Below are 18,344 nucleotides of genomic sequence, written 5' to 3' on the forward strand. Positions count from 1 at the left end.
GTGCTCTTTCCGAGTGGAGTGATCAAGCCGTTGCGGCGGCGCCGGGGCGGGTGTCCAGCCGCCAGCGCGGCGGCCCCTGTTCCATCGAGACGACGACCTTCGGCGGCAATGGCAAGTCGTGGAACGGCGATTCGTTCGAGTCCATCTGGTAGCCGGCCGTATTCAGGTAAAGCAGGACATCGCCTGCCCGGGGACGACGCACGAAGCGCACCTTGCGCCAGCTGAGCATGTCGGAGTCGAGGCAGCTGGCGCCGCCGACGCAGGCGGCGTAGCCGCCGTCCGCTTCACCGGCGTCCAGCAGCATCGGATCGGGCAGATATTCGCTGTTGAACCACTGTTCCGAGAGGCTGAAGCTGGTGCCGCCGACGGTCACGATGCCGTAGCCGTCGCTGGCGGCGCGGTCCTTCAGGCCCTGGACCAGGAAGGCGGAAAAGCCGGCCTGGTCGAGCAATGCGCGGCCGGGCTCCAGCAGCAGCCGGATGCCGTGCTGTCGCAGGCGCTGCGCCAGGCACATGCCCGTCGCACCAGGCGCTGCAGCCAGAATCTCGGCGAGCATCGCCGGCCCGTGGCTGGCCGGGTGATACGGATAGAAATCCGGGAAGGATTTCGCCGCGTGATAGTGGGACGCCTGCTGGCGCTGCATGAACGCGTCCCAGGCCGCCTGTTCCGCATAACGCACTGCGATGCCGCCGCCGATGTTGATGGAGAGGCAGTGCTTCAGCCCGCGCCGCTGCGCATCGATGCAGGCATCGATCATGCGGTCGGCATGGACGGCGCGCGCCGCCGCCGAATAGCCCGACAGGTGAAAGCTGAAGCCTTCCAGCGTCATATGCTGCCGCTGCGCGATGCATAGCCGCAGCGCTTCCTCGCATTCCGCCGCCGTCATGCCGAATCGGCTGGCTGCAGGACCCGCGGTCGGCAGCGCTTGCCGCCTCAGCAAAAGCCGTCCGCGGCCGCCGGTCCTTGCGGCGAGCGCAGCAAACCGGCGCAGCTCGTCGAGACTGTCGATCGCCACCAGGCAGTGCTGCCGCAAGGCGAGCAGCAGCAAGTCGTCATGCTTGGCCGGTCCGGTCACCCCGATGTGCTGTCCCGGTACGCCGCAGCCCAGGGCTTGTCCGGCTTCCTGCAGACTGGCCGCGTCGACGCCGATGCCGAGCGCCGGACAACGCTCGACGAAGCAGCGGGCCTTGTTCGCCTTTTTTGCAAACAGGATGAAGCCGTCGACGCCGGCCGAGGCCAGGACTTTCTGGAACTGCTTCACCGTGTCGTCGAAGACCTCGGGCAGTACCAGGTGCAGGGCAGGGCCGAGACCGTGGATCAGCTCGGCGATCAGCGCCGGATGCCTGCCGATCAGTTCGTTCGTCAGGGGATGGATGATCGGCGGCAGGCTGGGCAGGGCTTCGATCGCGTTCCGTGGCTCCGTGCATTGCATGCCTCACCTCCACAAGTGCACGGCCTGACCCAGGCCCTGGGCGAGCGCACGCTCGGCGAGGAGGCGCCCGACCGCGATGTCGGTCACCACCATCCCGCTGTTGTAGGCGAAGATGCGCTGCACGCCGTCGACGCGGCCGGGTTGCCGGCCAAGCAGGATGCCGGGCAGTTCGGCGTCCACTCCGGGCAACACGCCTTGCGGGTCGGCGAGGTCGGTGCCGGTCAGTTGCATCTGCGCCGCGCTGGTGGCGACCCGGTAGTCGGCCTCGTGCAGAATATCCGCATGCAGGCCGTGGCCGACCAGGATGGCGACGGCGCCCGGTTTGACCCATTCTTCGCGGACTGCCTCGGCGGACGCCGGGCCGCTGGCGCCGACGATGATGTCCGCCGCCAGCGCCGATGCCCGCAGATCGTGCGACAACTCGACCTGCCGCTGCGGATGAAAGTAGCGCATCCTGTCCAGCGCCGCCTGCAGGCCTTGCTCGTGCCGGCCGTGCAGGATGAGGCGGCGCAATTGCGGCATCGCTTCGACCAGGAAGGGCAGGGCGTTCTGGCCTTGCGTGCCGCAACCGACAACCAGGGCGGTTTCCGCATCCCGTCGCGCGCACGCCCGCGCGATCAGTGCTGAAGCGGCGGGTGTGCGCAAGGCGCCCACCAGGCTGCAGTCCATCAGTGCGATCGGCAGACCCGTCGCATCGTCGTAGAGCAGCAGCGAGGTGTAGTACGCGCGGGCTTGCCCGCCATCTGCACTGCCCGTGAATTTGTATGAAGTCTTGAACGCGACTGTCTGGCCTTCGCCATCGCGGCCCAGCATCGCGAATGCAACGGAGCGGCCGTCCGCGGCCTTGACGCTCAGCTTTCTCGGGTTGGCCGACAGGCCTTCCGCGCAGGCGAGAAACGCGCCGCGGACGGCTTCCAGTACTTCCGACAGCGAATAGTCGACGCGCGCCAGATCCTGTCTGCTCAGTGTGCGCAGTGTGCCGGCTTCGGCGGTAAGGGTGGGAGGCATGACGATTCCTTGCTCGGTTCGGGGGCTCAGACGATCTGGCGGGCGGTCGGGCTCTCCCGATAGGGCAGCGATGCGCGCAGGTTGAGGGTCACATTGACGCGCCGCAGCCAGCGGTGGCGCGGACCGTAATTCGGCTGGTAGACCGAGCGGCCATGCACGGTGCGCTTGTTGTCTATCCATAGCAGGTCGCCCGGTTGCATCACGATGCCGTGTTTCCGTGCATCGAACTCGCGCAATAGCCATTCGAAGGCCCGCGCCGCCTCGGTGTCGCCGTCCACCGCCCGCATGAAGGCCTCGTCGACCTGTATGCAGGGCCGCCGCCGCGACCCGGAGAGCGCGGCGACCGGCTTCGGTTCGGCATACATGCGCCGGACATGCTGGAAAGCGGCGTCCTCCAGCCGCCATTGGCTGCTGATGTTCTGGTCGGGCAGGTGCGACTTGTCGGGCAGGATCACAAATCGCGGCGCCGACAGGATTTCCCATTTGTCCCCGGGAATATCGATGTCCCCGACATGCGACAGCACGGTTTCGGCCTGTTCGTCGTTGCGGTAGCAAAGGATGGACAGGAAATCGCTGCGGTACTCGTGGAACGCTTCTTCGTTGTGCCACACCAGGGTGACCCTGCTGCCGCCGCCGAGCTGCTCGTCGCGATCTTTTTCGATCGGCACGATGTGGCGGAGGAAGCGGCCGTTTTCCTGCGTCCGCCATCCGAAGATGTCGCCGAGTGCGGCGGTGAGCAGGCATTGCGCGACTTCCTCGCGCAGGGTCGGCGGGTTACGCCAGGGAGCGTCCCAGTGGCTGGGCGAGGGGCCGATGCGTTCGTCGTCGACTGGCACGCCGCGCAGCAGTATCGCGCCGTATGGCAGGTGCAGATACTTGAAGCGGTGTGCCAGCTCGCGCAGGCCGCGCGGCAGCTGCTGTGCGCACAGCGTGCACGCATCGGCGAATTCGGGAGTCTCGACGCTGCCGAAACTGCGCGTCAGTTCGTCGACCAGCTTAGCCACCGAGGCCAGCTCGGGTTGTGTCAGGCGATGCGTATAGACCGCGGATGAATGGTGGATGCCGAGCGTTGGACTTGCCTGTGCCATGTGCATGCTCCTTTTCCTGTCTGGAGAAATAAAAACTGCCGCAATTGCGGACAACTGCGAGCAATTCCTCACTGCTGGCCAGGGCTGGCTGTGCTGAACGAATCTGTTTCGGCATCGCCCGCGGAGGCGCGCGGGCAGAGGCGAAACCGGTTTGGGGGACCGCTCCGGCCCCCAGGTTCTCAAAACTCGACCTGCGCCGAGACGCTCACGGTGCGCGGCTTGCCCGGGTAGACGCTGCCGAAGCTCGCCGCGGCCCAGTAACGCTTGTCCGTGAGGTTGTCGACATGGGCGCGCACCGTCGTCTTGCGTCCGCCTATCGTCGTCACGTAGCGCGCGCCGAGGTCGAAGCGTGTATAGGCTGGCAGCTCGACCGTGTTGCTACCGTCGAGCGGACGCGCGCCGACGTAATACGCGCCGCCGTTCACGTGCAGACCGGCGATGCCCGGCACGCGGTAATCGATGAAGATGCTGGCCTGCCGCCTCGGCACATTGGGCGTGCGCTTGCCGCGCGTGCGGACATCGTCATTGCCGACCTGTTCGGTGTCGATGAAGCCGAGGCCGGCGACCAGCGCCAGGTCTCTCGTCAGCTGTCCGCTGACGGTCAGCTCGAGACCGCGATGGCGCTGGCGGCCGTCCTGTACATAGACGTTGTCGCTGTTGATGGCTTGCAGACCCTTTTCAATCTCGTAGACGGCGGCGCCGAAGCTCAGCTCGTCCAGGAGTTCCGCCTTGATGCCGGCTTCGAGCTGTTCGCTCTTGACCGGGTTCATGACCTCGCCCGCGTTGGCCGAGTTGAAGGGGGCGATGCCGCCCTGTTCGAGTCCCTCCGAATAGCTGGCGTAGGTCATTACCCGCCTGGTCGGTCTGAAGATCAGTCCGCCGCTCGGCACGGTGGAGTTTTTCCGGTAGTGCTCGGTCGGGGTCCCGGGCCGCGTGAATTCATTGTGATAGCGGATGTGCCGGGCGCCGACGATCGCCTGCCAGCGTTCGCCGAAGCTCAGAAGGTCGCTGACGAACAGTGAGGACTGGCGGTTCTCGGTCAGGTTCTTCGGCCGGGATGCGGGCAGCTCGGGTTCGGGACTGTAAACCGGGTTGAAGATATTGCCGACCGTGTGCGGCAGGATGGCATAACCGGCGTCCCTCGCCTCGTAGTCGCGGCCCGAGATGCCGGTAACGATCTCGTGGCCGACGGCGCCGGTGGCGAAACGGCCGGTGACGAAGGCCTGCCCCGAAGTGGTCCTGAACGTCTGGTCGGGGGACAGGAAGATGTCGCCGCTGACTATGTCGCCGTTGGCGGCCACTTCATACACGCTGGGGAAGGCGGCGAGTCGCCTGTTGTACGAGCGGTTGAGCTGCGCGGTGAACGACCAGCCCTCGCCGAGCCCCATGTCGAAGCGCGCGCCGACGTTGTGGGTGCGTGTCTCGTACTGCAGCCAGGGCTGGCCGAGCAGGGTGCGGCCGTCGATTGCCGGCGGCAGCCGTCCCCCGCTCTGCACGCCGATCAGCGGCTGCGCCGCCAGCTCCTTTTCCTGCGCGTCAAAATCGAAGCGCAGCAAGGCGTCGCGATTGAGCTTCCAGTCGATGGCGGCGCTGAGGAAGCGGCGGGAAAGGTCGTCCGCGTGGCGGAAATTCCCGACCTTCTCGACGGCGGCATTGACACGGTATCCGAGCGGCGAATCGTCGCCGAACTTGCCGCCCGCATCGACGTGCGCGTAGCGGCCGTCATGGTTGCGCAGCTCGCCGGTCGCGCTGACGAAGGATTTGGCGGTGGGGCGCTTGAGCACATGGTTGATGGTGCCGCCCGGCGAGTTGTAACCGTACAGGAAGCCGGACGGCCCCTTGAGCACGTCGACGCGATCCACATTTTCGAGCGGCACATCCTGGTAGGGCGCGATGCTCAGTCCGTCCCGGCGCATGGTGTTCACCCAGTCGGTCTCGAATCCGCGGATGCTGACGTGATCGAAGGCGCCGCCGATCGATGCATTCTGTACCGCGGGGTCGTTGCGGACGACGTCGTTGAGTGTGCGCGCGCGCTGATTCTCCATCAGCACGGATGAATATGAATGGATGGACAGCGGGATGTCGAAAGCGTCCTTCGCGCCGAAGGCGCCGAGATTGACATCGCGCACGTCGTACAGCGGCTTTCTCCCGCCGACCACCACGGCCGGCATGACCTGTTCGGGATGCCGCGCCGATGCTTCGGCCAGACCGGCATTGTCTTGAGCGCCGGTCTCGGCCCTCAGGGCGAGCGGCGATGCGGCCAGCATGCAGGCCGCGGAAATTGCAAGGGGCTTCATTCCTGTTCTTGTCGACAAAACCTGCCTCCCGGGGCGATCGATCGCCTGTTGAAGCGCGGGCCGCAGAGGGGATGGCCACGCGCGGTTCAGAAGGAGTGCGTGCACTCACTCACGAGGTTTCGAAGATAGCACGAATGAGAATCATTATCAAAAAAAGTTGACGCTGTGGCATTTTCACACGCGCGGTTGCTCCCCATGTTCATGGGATGTTGCTGGCTTCCCAAAAAGGGTTTAATTGCGGCCTTGGATTTTCAACGTCGACAATGTGAACTACTGGACGATTGCGATGGCCGTGGGGATGGCCGTCATACTGACGGGCATGGCCGTCATGATCCTGGACGTCGCGTCCGCTTCCGGCGGAGAACTCGTTTTCTTCGTCGGCTTCGCGCTCCTGCTTGCCGGCGTGATCGGCGCGGCGCGCAAGGATTGACGTCCGCCAATCGGATACTTGGGCGATATCAGGGGCACGATTCGCTTGCCCGTCCAGAATCCCCTCATGCATTCATCCGGGTGAGACGAGGCTTGCAGAAGAAGAGGATGCATCCACCGGAGCTGGCGGTCGGAAGCAATACCAGCACCATTTTTCAGGCCCTCCATCGCGGAGGGCCTGTCGTTTCCAGCGCCGCGCGCTATTTCGACTGCGACGCGCGCGAGCGTTCCTCCTGCATGCGCTTGCGTATGCCGCCGTCGACCGAGGTCCCCGCCTGCAGGGGCTTGTGCAGACTGCCCGAGGTGGGCGGCTGGCGGGCGGCGGTTTCCTTCTCCATCTGATATTCGCGCGAGACGATGCCGGTGGCGCGTTCGGTCAGGTCAGGCATCAGCTTGTGGCTCGCCACCCCGCTTTTCGCCTTCCAGCCGACGGCGACTTCCTCGTCCGGCCTGACGCTGGTGCGGACGATGGCGTCGGCGACCTTCTGCGGATCGTCCATCATGACCAGGCGCGGGCTCTGGCCGGTGTAGTTCGCCGCATGATCGAAGAACGGCGTGTCGGTGGCGAAGGGCATGATGGTGGAGACGGCGATGTTCTTCGCGCCGCTGTGGCGGATCTCCTCGTTCAGCGCACGGCCGAGCGCCAGCACCCCGGCTTTCGTCGCCGAATAGGACGCGTGGTAGGCGACCGGCACCTCGCTCTCCACCGAGCCGATATTGACCAGGTGCCCGTGCCCCTGCTTGCGGAACTGGCGCAGCGCGACATGGCTGCCGTAGATGACGCCGTTGAGGTTGACGTCGACGACGCGGGCATGGTCGGCCAGCGGTATGGCTTCGAAGGGACCGATCGCGCCCACGCCCGCGTTATTGATCCACACGTCGATGCGGCCGAAGCGCTGCACGGCGGCCGCGGCGAGTCTTTCCACTTCCTGCGGATTGGCGACATCGGTGGTGACGACGAGAGGCGTGCCTCCCGCGGCGCGAACCTCGGCCTCGACTTCCTTGAGCACCTCGGTGCGCCGCGCCGCGAGCACGACGTTGGCGCGCTGCGCGCCCAGCTTGAGCGCCGTGCCGCGGCCGATGCCGCTGGAGGCGCCGGTCACCACATAGGTCTTGCCCGCAATTTGGGCCAGCTCATCCTGCTGCCGCTGGCCGCCGGTCGCGCAGCCGGTCAGCTGCAAGGCTGCCAGCAGGAGGGTGAGGGTTGCGATGCCTTGCCTGAAGCCTGCTGCTGTCCATGTCATGGCCTGTCTCCGTTGCATTGAAATCCTAGGGTGGCGCGCCGATGACGAGCGAACGTCGCCGCGCATCGGTCCTTGCCGTGACGACGTCGATGATCGCGCGCGCGATCTTTTCGCCGCCGCGGCTCGAGGGTTCGATGGGATTGGCGTAGTCCCGCGCCTCGTTGCAGATCTGGCGCAGCTCGATCAGGCCGAGCCGGTGCTCGATGGCGGTGCGCAGGATCACGTCGTTGAAGACGGCCAGCGCCGTCGTCACCTGCTGCCGGTACTGCGGGTCGGGAAAGTTGCCGTTATAGATCGTGCAGAGGACGAGCGGCAGACCCGGCCGCAGGCAGGCGGCGACCGCGTTGCGGTAGGCCGACTCGAAGCTGGCGACCGCGCGGCCGAGCTGCATCATTGCCTCGCCCGTCGTGGCGACCCGCGACTGCAGGATGTGCTGCGCGCCAAGCGCATCGTTTCCGCCGACGCTGAGTACGAGATGGCTGGCGCCGGACGGCAGGCGCTCCAGCTGCCGGGGGATGCCGGCGGTGGTGGCGCCGTCGACGGCGAGCAGGCTTGCCTTCCAGCCTCCCGGCATCAGGCCGCGCACCTGGCTGATCACGTCGGGGCCGCCGCCGGTATAGCTGCCGTTGTCGAAAATGGAGTCGCCGAGCAGAACGATATGGGACATGGAGGCGAGGGCGGCCGGCGCCGCGAGCATGGAAACGAGAAATTGCCTGCGTGAGATCTTCATGCCTGTCTTGCGTAACAGGATGCGTTGCGGTCGATGTTCGACCGCGGGTCACACGCGGCGTTCGCGCCGGTGACGCCGCCGGGTTGAAGGAGAGGGGCGCCCTCAGGGCGCGAGGCGATAGCCGTCCTTGCCGAGTTTCCGCACCAGCGCCTGCATCAGCGCCATCCCGGCTTCGAAGCTGGCGACCCGGGTGATCCTGCCGCCGCCGCGGCTGCCATGCGGGCCGCTCCAGGACTGGGTCAGCGTCCAGTCGCCGAACAGGTCCTGGTCGAGCGTGGCGGTATGCACGCGGCTGCCCGCGACAAAACGGACCCGGGTGGGTTGCGGCAGGGCGAGGGTGACCGAATCGGCGGGGTCAATCATGCAAGAAAGGGCAGGCGTCGACAGGTTGATGAGCCGGGAGGATAACCGATTTTGTTTCGCTGGAAACAGTAGCGGCGTTAGCCTCCGACGCTTTCCCGGCATGGGCCCCACTTGCATAAGTGCACGGGATTTTGTCTAATGCCGCTTCACAAATCACGCTTTGATCATGGCCAAACCTATCCTGCTGGTCGAGGATAATCCGCACGACCTCGAACTCACCCTCCACGCGCTCAACAAACATCGTCTCGGCAATGAAGTCGTGGTCGCCCGCGACGGCGAGGAGGCGCTCGACTTTCTGTTTGCGCGCGGCGCGTTCGAGGGGCGGCCAGCGGGCCTGCCCTCGCTGATCATGCTCGATCTCAAGCTGCCCAAGATCGACGGCATCGAAGTGCTCAGGACCATCCGGACCACGCCCGCACTGGCGCAGCTGCCGGTGGTGATGTTCACTGCGTCGCGCATGGAGGCGGACATCGCCAGCGCATATGCGGGCGGGGTCAATTCCTATGTGGTCAAGCCGCTGGACTTCCAGGAGCTGATGCGCGTCGTCGCCGATCTCGGCTGCTACTGGACGGTTCACAACGAGCCGCCGCAAGGGGCGGTCAGGCCGGCCTGATACGCGTCGCGCCCGCCGCGGCCGTGTTGCAAAGACGCAACTTCTCGTCACGCTTCATCACGGCGTCATCAGGCGTCCGTACAATTGGCTGCATGAAACTCCTGCTCTCCCTGCTCGGCCTGACACTGCTTTCCCCCGCCTGGGCAAACAAGGTCGTCGGCATCACCGACGGCGACACGCTGACCATCCAGGTAGGCAAGTCGCCGGTGGTGGTCCGCGTGGCGGACATCGATGCCCCGGAGAAGAACCAGGCGTTCTCGGAGCAGGCGAAGCAATCGCTGTCGTCGCTGTGCTTCGGCAAGCAGGCGCAATACCAGGAGCGCGACGTGGATGCCTACGGGCGCGTGGTCGCGACCGTGACCTGCGGCGGCGTCGATATCAGCCGCGTGCAGGTCGAGCGCGGGCTTGCCTGGGTCTATACCGAGTACAACAAGGATCTGTCGCTGCCCGGGCTGGAAGCCATCGCGCGGCGCGACAAGCGCGGACTCTGGTCGCATCCGAATGCCGTGCCGCCCTGGGAATTCCGGCGTCAGCCGCGACTGAAAAAGGCCGTGGCCAAGCAGTCGGTGGAAGGCATCTGCTTTGTCGGACGGCACGGCGAGTACCGTATCGTCGACGGCGCCAAGCGCTACGGCTGCTGATCAGGCGGCTTTCGGCAGTACCCGCTCCGGCGCCTCGCCTGTCTCCGGCGCCGATTCCGGCGGCCGCGCGACGGCCACCCTTTCGAACAGCCAGCGTGCCAGCAAGCCCGCCAGCACCGACAGATGCAGTCCGAGCAGAACCAGTGCGGCCTGCATGAAGAATGAGACTGTTTCCAGATCGTCCGTCCAGCCGGTCATTGCATCCTCCCCTTCTATTTGCCGAATGGAAGGATTGTCATCCGCGAGCAGTGACATTTCTTGAGCGCCGACAAACGCAGCCTGGAACCAAAACGCTGTTTCAACGCTCGCTTGCGGAATGGCAAAAGCGGGGGCGTCCCTAAAGTCCGTCGCGGGCCGGACGTTACAGGTGATGAAGCATCCCCAAGGTATTCAGGCCCTCGGCGTCGAGGGCCTTTTCTTGGGTGCGTGATTTACTGGGTCTGCTGCGGCTGGCCGGATTGCTGTTGCGGCGGCTGCTGACTGCCCGACGACGGCTGCTGCGCCGAAGGCTGGGGCGGCTGCTGCAAAGACGGCGGCGTGCCTGATGCCGAGGCGCTGCTTCCCGGCGTGCCGCCGCCCGATGCGCTGCTTCCTCCCGATGCGCTGCCGCCCGAGGAGCTGGCGCCGCTGGAGGAGGCCGACTGCGCCTGCTGCTTGGCCTGGGCGATGGCGAGATCCTGCGTCGCCTTGGCCTGCTGTTCGCAATTCTTCTTCGCGTCGCCCACCTGGTCGCCGCAGCGGGCCTTGGCCACTTCATACTCGGCCTTGGCCTTGGTCTCCGCGAGTTCAAGCCGGTTCTTCGGGGTATCGCGGCCGGTCACTTTCTGCTGTGCCTCCGCGATCTTCTTCTGGGCATCCGCCTCGGCGTTGCAGATCTTCTTGGCGTTGTCCTGCATGCTGTCGCATTTTTCAGTCGCGGCCTTGTGCTGCTGTTCGATCTGCTGCTTGGCGGTCTGCTGGGATTGCTCGCCGGAAGACCCGCTGCTGCCGGAGGATTGCGCATGTGCCACGGAGGCGAAGGACAGCGCTAGCGCGGCGGCGATCGCCGTAAGCTGTGCGTTCATCGTCTTGCTCCTTTGGGGGTTGTTGGAGCCCCGCCCGGTTTGCAAGCACCGTGCCACTGCCCGTTCTGTGCCCTCGGCGGCGCCGCAGCGCGCGCGGGCCGGTAGAAAGTACACGCGCTCTGCCGATCCTGCCGTGCGATCAGCGCGGCATGTGCCTGCCGCCCTGGTCCGCGAGAAAGCTTTCCACCTCCGCGCGCGTGGGAATGCCGGCGCGGCCGCCGCGACGGGTGCACTTGAGCGCGGCCACGGCGCTGGCGAACCTCACCGCCTGCGGGATCGCCTGCCCCTCCCCGAGGGCGAGCGCATAGGCGCCGTGAAAGACGTCGCCGGCGCCGGTCGTGTCGACCACGTCGACGGTGAATGCCATCTGGAAGTGGATGCCGGTTTCATCCAGCCAGATCGTTCCTTCGCCGCCGCGCGTCACCGCCGCCATCCGGCAGCCAAGCGTGCGCACCTTGCGCAGCGCGGCGATGCGGTCGGCGTCGGTCTCGATCGGCGTGTCCATGAAGGAACGCAGGCCGGGTTCGGAAAAGATCGCGTGGTCGACCAGCGGCAGTACCGCCTGCCACGCCGCCGCGGTCGCGATCTCGCCATCGAGCACGGTGGGAATGCCCGCCGCGCGCGCCGCGCCGAGCACCGCGACATCGCCCTCCACCCAGCGGATGTCGGCCAGCACCGCCTGCGCCGACCGCACCTCCTCCAGCGGCAGCCAGCCCGCGTCGTCGGGCACCCCGGCGCCGCGGAAATTGACGATCGCGCGTTCGCCGTCGCCCGAAACCAGGATCGCCGAGGTGGACGAGCGGGCGCCGGCAAACAGCCGGAACTGCGAGACGTCGACGCCGTAGTCCGTCATTTCCTGCACCATCGTGCGCCCCGCGCTGTCGTCGCCGGCCCGGCCCCAGTAAGCGGCGTTTCCGCCCAGCCTGGCCACCGCCACGGCGGCGTTGGCCGCCATGCCGCCGCCGACTTCCAGGTAGTCGGAAGCGCGGTATTTGCCGCCGGTCGTGGGCAGCTGCGTGAGCGGCCAGATCTTGTCGAGGGTCGTATTGCCTATGCAGATTACGCGTGTCATGCAAGCTCCCGTGAAGTTGTTCTTTCCCGCCCCGCGTGCCGCTGCACGATGCGCAGATACCAGAGCAGGCCGGCGGCGACCAGGGCCAGGCTGGCGCTGTTGCCGAGCCAGAATCCGGCGGCGCCGCGCAGCGGCTGCGGACTGATGCCCAGCGGGTCGAGCCCGAGCAGGTAGCCGCCGCCAAGGCCGATGCCCCACAGCGCCACCGCGTACATCACGGTGGGGATCACCGCGATCTTGTATGCGCGCAGCACGAAGGCGGTAGTCACCTGTACCGAGTCGAACAGCTGGTAGAAGGCGATATAGACGAACAGCGGCAGCGCGGCGGCGATGATCACCGGGTCCGGCGTGTAGGCGCGCACGATCAGGTCGCGCGCCAGCCATACCGCGCAGCCGGTGCTCACCGACAGCAGCGCGGCCAGCCGTATCCCCGCCATGCCGATGCGGCGCGCGTCGGCATGGCTGCCGGCGCCGATCGCCTGCGCCACCAGCGTGCCGGTCGCGCTCGCCATCGACAGCGGCAGCATGTAAAGCACGGTGGCGAAGTTGGCGATGATCTGGTGGCCCGCCACCGCATTGGCGCCGAGACGCGCGATGAACAGTGCCATGAAGGTGAAGGCGGTGACCTCGATCAGATAGCTCAGGCCCATCGGGATGCCGAGCCGCAGCAGTTCGCGCTGGGCCGCCCATTTCGGCTTGCCGAGTCCGCCCGCGAACAGCCGGAACGGGCGATAGGACGGGTCGCTGCGCAGCACCGCCAGGGCCGCCAGCAAGGCCATCCAGGTGGTCAGCGCGGTGGCCGCGGCGCAGCCCGGCCCGCCCATCGCGGGAATGCCGAAGCCGCCGAAGATGAACAGCGCATTGAGCGGCAGCTTCAGTGCCAGGCCGGCGACCTGCAGCGCCATCACCATCTTGGGCCGGCCGATCGCCGTGTTGAGGCTGGCGTAGATGCGAAAGCCGAAGGTGGCGGGCAGGGCCAGCGCCAGGATGCGCAAATAGCTGGAAGCCTTTTCGGCGAGTTCGGGCGAGGCATGCGCGATCGACAGCAGCGGCTGCGGGAACAGCAGCAGCACGCCACCGCCCAGCGTCAGGAACAGCGCCAGCCAGACGCCCTGTCTGACTTCGGCGCCGACCTGCTCATGGCGCTGCGCCCCGAACAGCTGGCCGATCAGCGGCGACAGCGCCGACAGCACGCCGTTGAGGCCGACGAAGATGCTGACATACACCGACGCGCCGATGGCCAGCGCGGCCAGGTCGGTGGCGGAGAAGCGGGACGTCATCGCGGTATCGATGACGCCGTTGGCGATCACGGCAAGCTGCCCGACCAGGATCGGCCAGGCCAGTGCGAGTATGCGGCGGTTGTCTTGTCTGTTTTCTGTCAATTCGCGCGTTTGTAGAGACGGAAGCGTTCATGCCGGTCCGACGGCCGCCGCCCCTCCCACAGCAGCTGCCATTCTTCGCGGCGCTCGCGCAGGACCATGGCGTCGTCGCGTCCCCGCCGGTTGTCCTGCAGCAGCAGGAAATCGCAGCGCGTGTCGGTGAAGCCGGCGAACGGCACGCCGCCGAAATAGGCGAAGGAAGCGCGCTGCGCGGTGCCGACATTGGTCTCGACGCAATACGCGCCGGCCGGCAGCTTTTCCGCCAGCTGGCGCGCCACCCCCGCATAGCTCTTGCCGTAGTTAATCCACGGCATCCACAGCGTCGCGAGCAGCACCCAGCACAGGATGACGCCGCCCGAGGACAGCACCACCGCGCGCCACAATACCTTGGGCCGGCGCGAGACCCGCCATTGCACCAGCGCAAACCAGCCCGCGGTCGCCAGCAGCGCGACCACGAACGCAACCGGGCCGAACTCCGGCTTGAAGCCCGGCGCCAGCTTGAAGGCATTGCGCGCGAGCCACGCCGGCCATCCCGTCTGCTTGGCGATCCAGCCGAGCCAGATGAAGGCGGCGCAGGCGGTCAGCGTCATGACCGAGAACCAATCGACCGCATTGATCGCGCCGCGTTTCATCGTCGGCAGGCCGAATGCGGCCAGAATCGCCAGCGGCGGCAACAGCGGCAGCAGCGTGCCCTCGTCCGGCTTGGCGGCGAACAGGGCGAGCACCGATGCGGCGACGAGGAAGGTCAGCGGCAGCGTGATGTGCGGCGCCTGCGACTGGCGCCGCCAGGCGTAGATGGCCCACAGCGCGAAGGGCCAGGCCGGCCAAGCGGCCCAGATGACGTTCTTGCCGAGGTAGCGCAGGGCGTTCCAGGACGGCATGCCCACCTGGCTGTAGTTCCAGACCATCCACGCATCGAACGGCGAGCTGGTGAACGGCCGCACGATACGGCATGCCAGCCACCAGCTGCCCGCCACCGCGACGGCCACCGGCAGGGAGATCAGCAGCAGACGCCAGAGCAGCCTTCGTTCCCGTATCGACACCAGGGTCAGCATGCCGGTCCACAGGGCCAGCGGCAGCACCCAGCCGCGGGTCAGCGCCAGCAGGCCGAGCGCCAGGCCGAACAGGGCGCCCGCCGCGGCGGTGCCGGATTCGAACAGGCGGATCGCGCCATACAGGCAGAGCGCGACCATCGATACCTGCAGCGCTTCGCTGCTGGTGCTGTGAAGAATGAGCAGCAGGCCGAGGAAGCCGAGGTAGATCAGCAGCGCGCCGTCGGCCAGCGTGCGTCCGTAATCGCTCGGCGAGGGCTGTCCGCCGAAGGCCAGGCGCTGCGGCTGCGCTTCCGGGCGCCGGCCGAGCAGATAGGTGCTGTACCAGACGGCGGAAGATCCGAGCAGGAAGAAGCCGATGGTCGCGATGCGGGCCGCGAAGGGCGCGCCGGCGATCCAGTCGAACAGCCTGATGCAGAGCGCGCCGATCCAGGCCGCCAGCGGGCCTTTCTCCGCCATCGGCAGGCCGACGAGATGCGGCCACAGCCAGTCCTCCAGCCCGCCCCGGGCCATGGTCCACATGATGCCGAAGCTGGCGGCATCGTCGGTTTTCCAGGGGTCGCGGCCGAACAGGCCCGGCAGGATGTACAGCAGGCACAGGGCGAACAGGATCCGGCGGGGTAGGGCGTTGGTGGCGGCTGCGGGCAGGCGGACAGGCTTCATGAAGGAAAGTTTGCTTTTGTTCTGATCCCCGCGCCGGCCGGAGGCAGGCATGCAAGGGTGGCCGATATTGTGCCGGAAAACCGGCATGGACAGGGCGAAACAGCCTGCGCCGCGCCGGGACGTCCCGCCTCAGGCCAGCAGTTTCGGCAGCGAGGATGCCAGCAGGGCGACGCCGGAGGCGGTGAGCAGGCTCAGTACCAGCTTGCGGAAGGCGGCCTCGGAGATGCCGATGTACAGCCGCGCGCCGAGCAGGGACGGAATCAGCATCGACGGCGCGACGATCGCAAACATCGGCAGCATTTCGCGCGTCACCAGGCCGGTGGACAGGTAGACCGCCATCGTCACGCTCAGGGTGGCAAGGTTGAAGTTCTGGATCACCGTGCGCTGGGCATGCTTGTCGAAGCCGCGCAGCGTGCACCACAGGGTGGGAAGCGTGCCGCTGAAGCCGCCGAGTCCGCCCATCACGCCGCCGAGCATGCCGGCCACGACATCGCCGATGCGTCCGCCGCGGACGATGCGCGGCAGGCGGTCGGCCATCAGCATGGCCGGGCACCACAGCACCAGCAGCGTGCCGAGCACCGCCTTGAAGAGGTCGACATTCATCGCGGGCAGCAGCCAGACGCCGAGCGGGATGCCGGCCAGGCCGCCGGCGAGGAAGGGCAGCAGCAGCGAGAATTCGACACGCCGCCGCACCATCACCGCCGCCACGATCTGCCCGGTCAGGGCGCCGAAGACGGCCATTGCCGCCGCCAGGCGCGGGTCGAGCGTCCAGGCCCAGACCGACATCGCCACCAGGCCGAAGGCAAACCCGGACAGACCCTGCACGAAGCCCGCCATGACGGCGCCGGCAATCACGACGAGGGTGACGGAATCCATGGGCGGGGGCGAAAGCGAACGGGCAAAAAAAATCCCGGGGGACGAGCCACCGGGATTTTTTGGAGCCTGGCTGATCAGCCGGCTGCGGAAGTGCGGGAACCGCGGTTGCCGAACTTCTGGCGGAATTTCTCGACGCGGCCGGCCGTATCGACGATCTTGTGCTGGCCGGTGTAGAACGGGTGGGAGCTCGCGGTCACTTCCAGCTTGACCAGCGGATATTCCTTGCCGTCGACGGTGATCTTTTCCTTGGTCTGGATGGTCGAGCGGATGATGAATTTCTCATCGTTCGACATGTCCTGGAACACGACCTCGCGGTAATCGGGATGCGCGCCTTCTTTCATGATTCTTCCTCTAGATTTGTCGGTAGCCAATCGGCACTTCGTCGGTCCATGCTGCCTCTCGACCCGATTGCCAATCACTTGCCTGTGGGTGAAAACCCGCGATTATACAATGGAATCAAGGATCTGGAATAGCCGGCGGCGGCGTCCGGCATGGCGGGGCGGTTTTACGGCTGGCATGAAAAAGGCGCACCGGAGTGCGCCTTGTGCCTGGGGTCGGGCGGAATCAGCTGCCGCCGCGGCGCATCATCTCGAAGAATTCGGCGTTGGTCTTGGTCGCCTTCATCTTGTCGAGGATGAATTCCATCGCCTCGATCTCGTCCATGCCGTACAGCAGCTTGCGCAGGATCCAGATCTTTTGCAGCTGGTCGGGCTTGATCAGCAGTTCTTCGCGGCGGGTGCCGGACTTGTTCAGGTTGATCGCCGGGTAGACGCGCTTCTCGGCCAGGCGGCGCTCGAGATGCACTTCCATGTTGCCGGTACCCTTGAATTCTTCATAGATCACGTCGTCCATGCGGCTGCCGGTCTCGATCAGCGCGGTGGCGATGATGGTCAGCGAGCCGCCTTCCTCGACATTGCGGGCGGCGCCGAAGAAGCGCTTCGGGCGCTGCAGCGCGTTGGCGTCCACGCCGCCGGTCAGCACCTTGCCGGAGGCCGGGATCACGGTGTTGTAGGCGCGTGCCAGACGGGTGATGGAGTCGAGCAGGATCACCACGTCGCGCTTCATCTCGACCAGGCGCTTGGCCTTTTCCAGCACCATTTCGGCGACCTGCACGTGGCGGGTGGCCGGTTCGTCGAAGGTGGAGGCGACCACTTCGCCGCGCACCGAGCGCTGCATCTCGGTCACTTCCTCGGGACGCTCGTCGATCAGCAGCACGATCAGGGTGGTGTCGGGATGGTTGGTCGTGATCGAGTGCGCGATATGCTGCAGCATCACGGTCTTGCCCGACTTCGGCGATGCCACCAGCAGGCCGCGCTGGCCCTTGCCGATCGGGGCGATCATGTCGACGATGCGGCCGGTGATGTTTTCCTCGCCGCGCATCTCGCGCTCCAGGTGCAGCAGCTTGTTCGGATGCAGCGGGGTCAGGTTCTCGAACAGGATGCGGTGCTTGGATGCCTCCGGCGGCTCGCCGTTGACCTTGTCCACCTTCACCAGTGCAAAGTAGCGCTCGCCGTCCTTCGGGGTGCGGACTTCGCCTTCGATCGAATCGCCGGTGTGGAGGTTGAAGCGGCGGATCTGGGAGGGCGAGATATAGATGTCGTCGGTCGATGCCATGTAGCTGGCGTCGGGCGAGCGCAGGAAGCCGAATCCGTCGGGCAGGACTTCCAGGGCGCCGTCGCCGAAGATCTGCTCGCCGGCCTTGGCGCGCTTCTTCAGGATCGCGAACATCAGTTCCTGCTTGCGCAGGCGTGCGGCGTTTTCGATTTCAAGACTGATCGCCATGTCCAGCAGGGCCGAGACGTGGAGCTGCTTGAGTTCAGATAGATGCATAGTGAATGTGGACCCGGGACGGGTAAGTAAAGGTGGGGGAGGGAACTGCGCGGAAAGAATCAGTAAGGGATGCAAAAGCGGCGGTACGAGTGCACCGCCGCGCGAACAAATATCAGATGTTGCTGTCGATGAAGGCGGTCAGCTGGCCCTTGGCCATCGCGCCGACCTTCTGCGCTGCCGGCACGCCGTTCTTGAAAAGAATCAGGGTCGGGATGCCGCGGATGCCGAATTTTGCCGGTACCTGCTGGTTGGCGTCAACATCCATCTTGGCGATTTGCAGCTTGCCGTCATATTCCTTTGCCACTTCTTCAAGGATCGGGGCAATCATCTTGCAAGGACCGCACCATTCGGCCCAGAAGTCGACCAGAACAGGCTTGTCGGATTTCAGCACGTCCGTGTCGAACGATGCGTCGGTAATGTACTTGATGTTTTCGCTCATGGTTTCCCCGGAAGGAGTTCAAAGATGTCAGTCAGCGCCTGCGTGCACTTGCGCAATCCCCGCAATTGTGTCCGGGATTGCAAGAGGCAAGTGGAGTCGTCGTGCTTGGTTTCAAGGCCGCTGA

The 18,344-nt window shown here is 66.1% G+C and carries 19 protein-coding genes; 3 read left to right on the forward strand and 16 right to left on the reverse strand.

Annotation, left to right across the window (positions count from 1 at the left end):
- Positions 1-22 precede the first annotated feature (22 nt).
- The 4 genes from NCCP691_RS10110 to NCCP691_RS10125 form a co-directional block, all read right to left on the reverse strand.
- Entirely contained in the window at positions 23-1,432 is a 1,410-nt protein-coding gene (locus tag NCCP691_RS10110; RefSeq protein ID WP_220808149.1) for a type III PLP-dependent enzyme domain-containing protein, read from the reverse strand.
- 3 nt (positions 1,433-1,435) lie between these two features.
- A complete protein-coding gene (locus NCCP691_RS10115; RefSeq protein ID WP_220808150.1) occupies positions 1,436-2,440 on the reverse strand; it encodes an ornithine cyclodeaminase family protein in 1,005 nt (334 codons plus the stop codon).
- A gap of 26 nt (positions 2,441-2,466) precedes the next feature.
- Positions 2,467-3,528, reverse strand: coding sequence for a TauD/TfdA family dioxygenase (locus tag NCCP691_RS10120; RefSeq protein WP_220808151.1), 1,062 nt, complete (start codon positions 3,526-3,528; stop codon positions 2,467-2,469).
- Positions 3,529-3,707: 179 nt separating this feature from the next.
- Positions 3,708-5,825, reverse strand: a complete 2,118-nt coding sequence (locus NCCP691_RS10125; RefSeq protein ID WP_220808152.1) for a TonB-dependent siderophore receptor — start codon at positions 5,823-5,825, stop codon at positions 3,708-3,710.
- A gap of 235 nt (positions 5,826-6,060) precedes the next feature.
- Here NCCP691_RS10125 and NCCP691_RS10130 point away from each other — a divergent pair, with 235 nt between their 5' ends.
- Positions 6,061-6,255, forward strand: a complete 195-nt coding sequence (locus NCCP691_RS10130) for a hypothetical protein (RefSeq protein ID WP_220808153.1) — start codon at positions 6,061-6,063, stop codon at positions 6,253-6,255.
- Between the two features lie 199 nt (positions 6,256-6,454).
- Here NCCP691_RS10130 and NCCP691_RS10135 read toward each other — a convergent pair whose 3' ends face one another.
- The 3 genes from NCCP691_RS10135 to NCCP691_RS10145 form a co-directional block, all read right to left on the reverse strand.
- On the reverse strand, positions 6,455-7,498 hold the full coding sequence (locus NCCP691_RS10135) for an SDR family NAD(P)-dependent oxidoreductase (protein ID WP_238482393.1): 1,044 nt from the start codon (positions 7,496-7,498) through the stop codon (positions 6,455-6,457).
- Between the two features lie 25 nt (positions 7,499-7,523).
- Positions 7,524-8,228, reverse strand: coding sequence for an SGNH/GDSL hydrolase family protein (locus NCCP691_RS10140; RefSeq protein ID WP_220808155.1), 705 nt, complete (start codon positions 8,226-8,228; stop codon positions 7,524-7,526).
- Positions 8,229-8,330: 102 nt separating this feature from the next.
- Positions 8,331-8,591 carry a WGR domain-containing protein gene (locus NCCP691_RS10145; protein ID WP_220808156.1) on the reverse strand — a complete coding sequence of 87 codons (261 nt, stop codon included), beginning with the start codon at positions 8,589-8,591 and terminating at the stop codon, positions 8,331-8,333.
- Positions 8,592-8,757: 166 nt separating this feature from the next.
- Between NCCP691_RS10145 and NCCP691_RS10150 the strand changes: the two genes are divergently transcribed.
- Positions 8,758-9,204 (forward strand): response regulator, encoded by a 447-nt coding sequence (locus tag NCCP691_RS10150; protein WP_220808157.1) that lies wholly within the window; start codon positions 8,758-8,760, stop codon positions 9,202-9,204.
- A gap of 92 nt (positions 9,205-9,296) precedes the next feature.
- Complete coding sequence (locus NCCP691_RS10155) at positions 9,297-9,845, forward strand: thermonuclease family protein (RefSeq protein WP_220808158.1); 549 nt, start codon at positions 9,297-9,299, stop codon at positions 9,843-9,845.
- Here NCCP691_RS10155 and NCCP691_RS10160 read toward each other — a convergent pair whose 3' ends face one another.
- The 9 genes from NCCP691_RS10160 to trxA all read right to left on the reverse strand — a co-directional run bounded on the left by NCCP691_RS10160 (position 9,846) and on the right by trxA (position 18,220).
- Positions 9,846-10,043, reverse strand: coding sequence for a hypothetical protein (locus NCCP691_RS10160; RefSeq protein ID WP_220808159.1), 198 nt, complete (start codon positions 10,041-10,043; stop codon positions 9,846-9,848). It abuts the gene before it with no gap.
- A gap of 233 nt (positions 10,044-10,276) precedes the next feature.
- Positions 10,277-10,909, reverse strand: coding sequence for a hypothetical protein (locus NCCP691_RS10165; protein ID WP_220808160.1), 633 nt, complete (start codon positions 10,907-10,909; stop codon positions 10,277-10,279).
- 139 nt (positions 10,910-11,048) lie between these two features.
- A complete protein-coding gene (locus tag NCCP691_RS10170; RefSeq protein ID WP_220808161.1) occupies positions 11,049-11,981 on the reverse strand; it encodes a PfkB family carbohydrate kinase in 933 nt (310 codons plus the stop codon).
- Positions 11,978-13,363 (reverse strand): MATE family efflux transporter, encoded by a 1,386-nt coding sequence (locus tag NCCP691_RS10175; protein WP_220808162.1) that lies wholly within the window; start codon positions 13,361-13,363, stop codon positions 11,978-11,980. The genes NCCP691_RS10170 and NCCP691_RS10175 overlap by 4 nt, the downstream gene beginning before the upstream one ends.
- Positions 13,360-15,075 (reverse strand): ArnT family glycosyltransferase, encoded by a 1,716-nt coding sequence (locus NCCP691_RS10180; RefSeq protein WP_220808163.1) that lies wholly within the window; start codon positions 15,073-15,075, stop codon positions 13,360-13,362. Before NCCP691_RS10180 ends, NCCP691_RS10175 begins: the two co-directional genes overlap by 4 nt.
- A gap of 129 nt (positions 15,076-15,204) precedes the next feature.
- Complete coding sequence (locus NCCP691_RS10185) at positions 15,205-15,951, reverse strand: sulfite exporter TauE/SafE family protein (RefSeq protein ID WP_220808164.1); 747 nt, start codon at positions 15,949-15,951, stop codon at positions 15,205-15,207.
- A 74-nt stretch (positions 15,952-16,025) separates the two neighbouring features.
- A complete protein-coding gene (locus tag NCCP691_RS10190; RefSeq protein ID WP_220808165.1) occupies positions 16,026-16,292 on the reverse strand; it encodes a type B 50S ribosomal protein L31 in 267 nt (88 codons plus the stop codon).
- 223 nt (positions 16,293-16,515) lie between these two features.
- Positions 16,516-17,781, reverse strand: a complete 1,266-nt coding sequence (gene rho, locus NCCP691_RS10195; protein WP_220808166.1) for a transcription termination factor Rho — start codon at positions 17,779-17,781, stop codon at positions 16,516-16,518.
- A gap of 112 nt (positions 17,782-17,893) precedes the next feature.
- On the reverse strand, positions 17,894-18,220 hold the full coding sequence (gene trxA / locus NCCP691_RS10200; RefSeq protein WP_220808167.1) for a thioredoxin TrxA: 327 nt from the start codon (positions 18,218-18,220) through the stop codon (positions 17,894-17,896).
- Between the last annotated feature and the right edge of the window lie 124 nt (positions 18,221-18,344).

It is taken from the genome of Noviherbaspirillum aridicola, from assembly GCF_019656455.1.
Lineage (GTDB): Bacteria > Pseudomonadota > Gammaproteobacteria > Burkholderiales > Burkholderiaceae_D > Noviherbaspirillum > Noviherbaspirillum aridicola.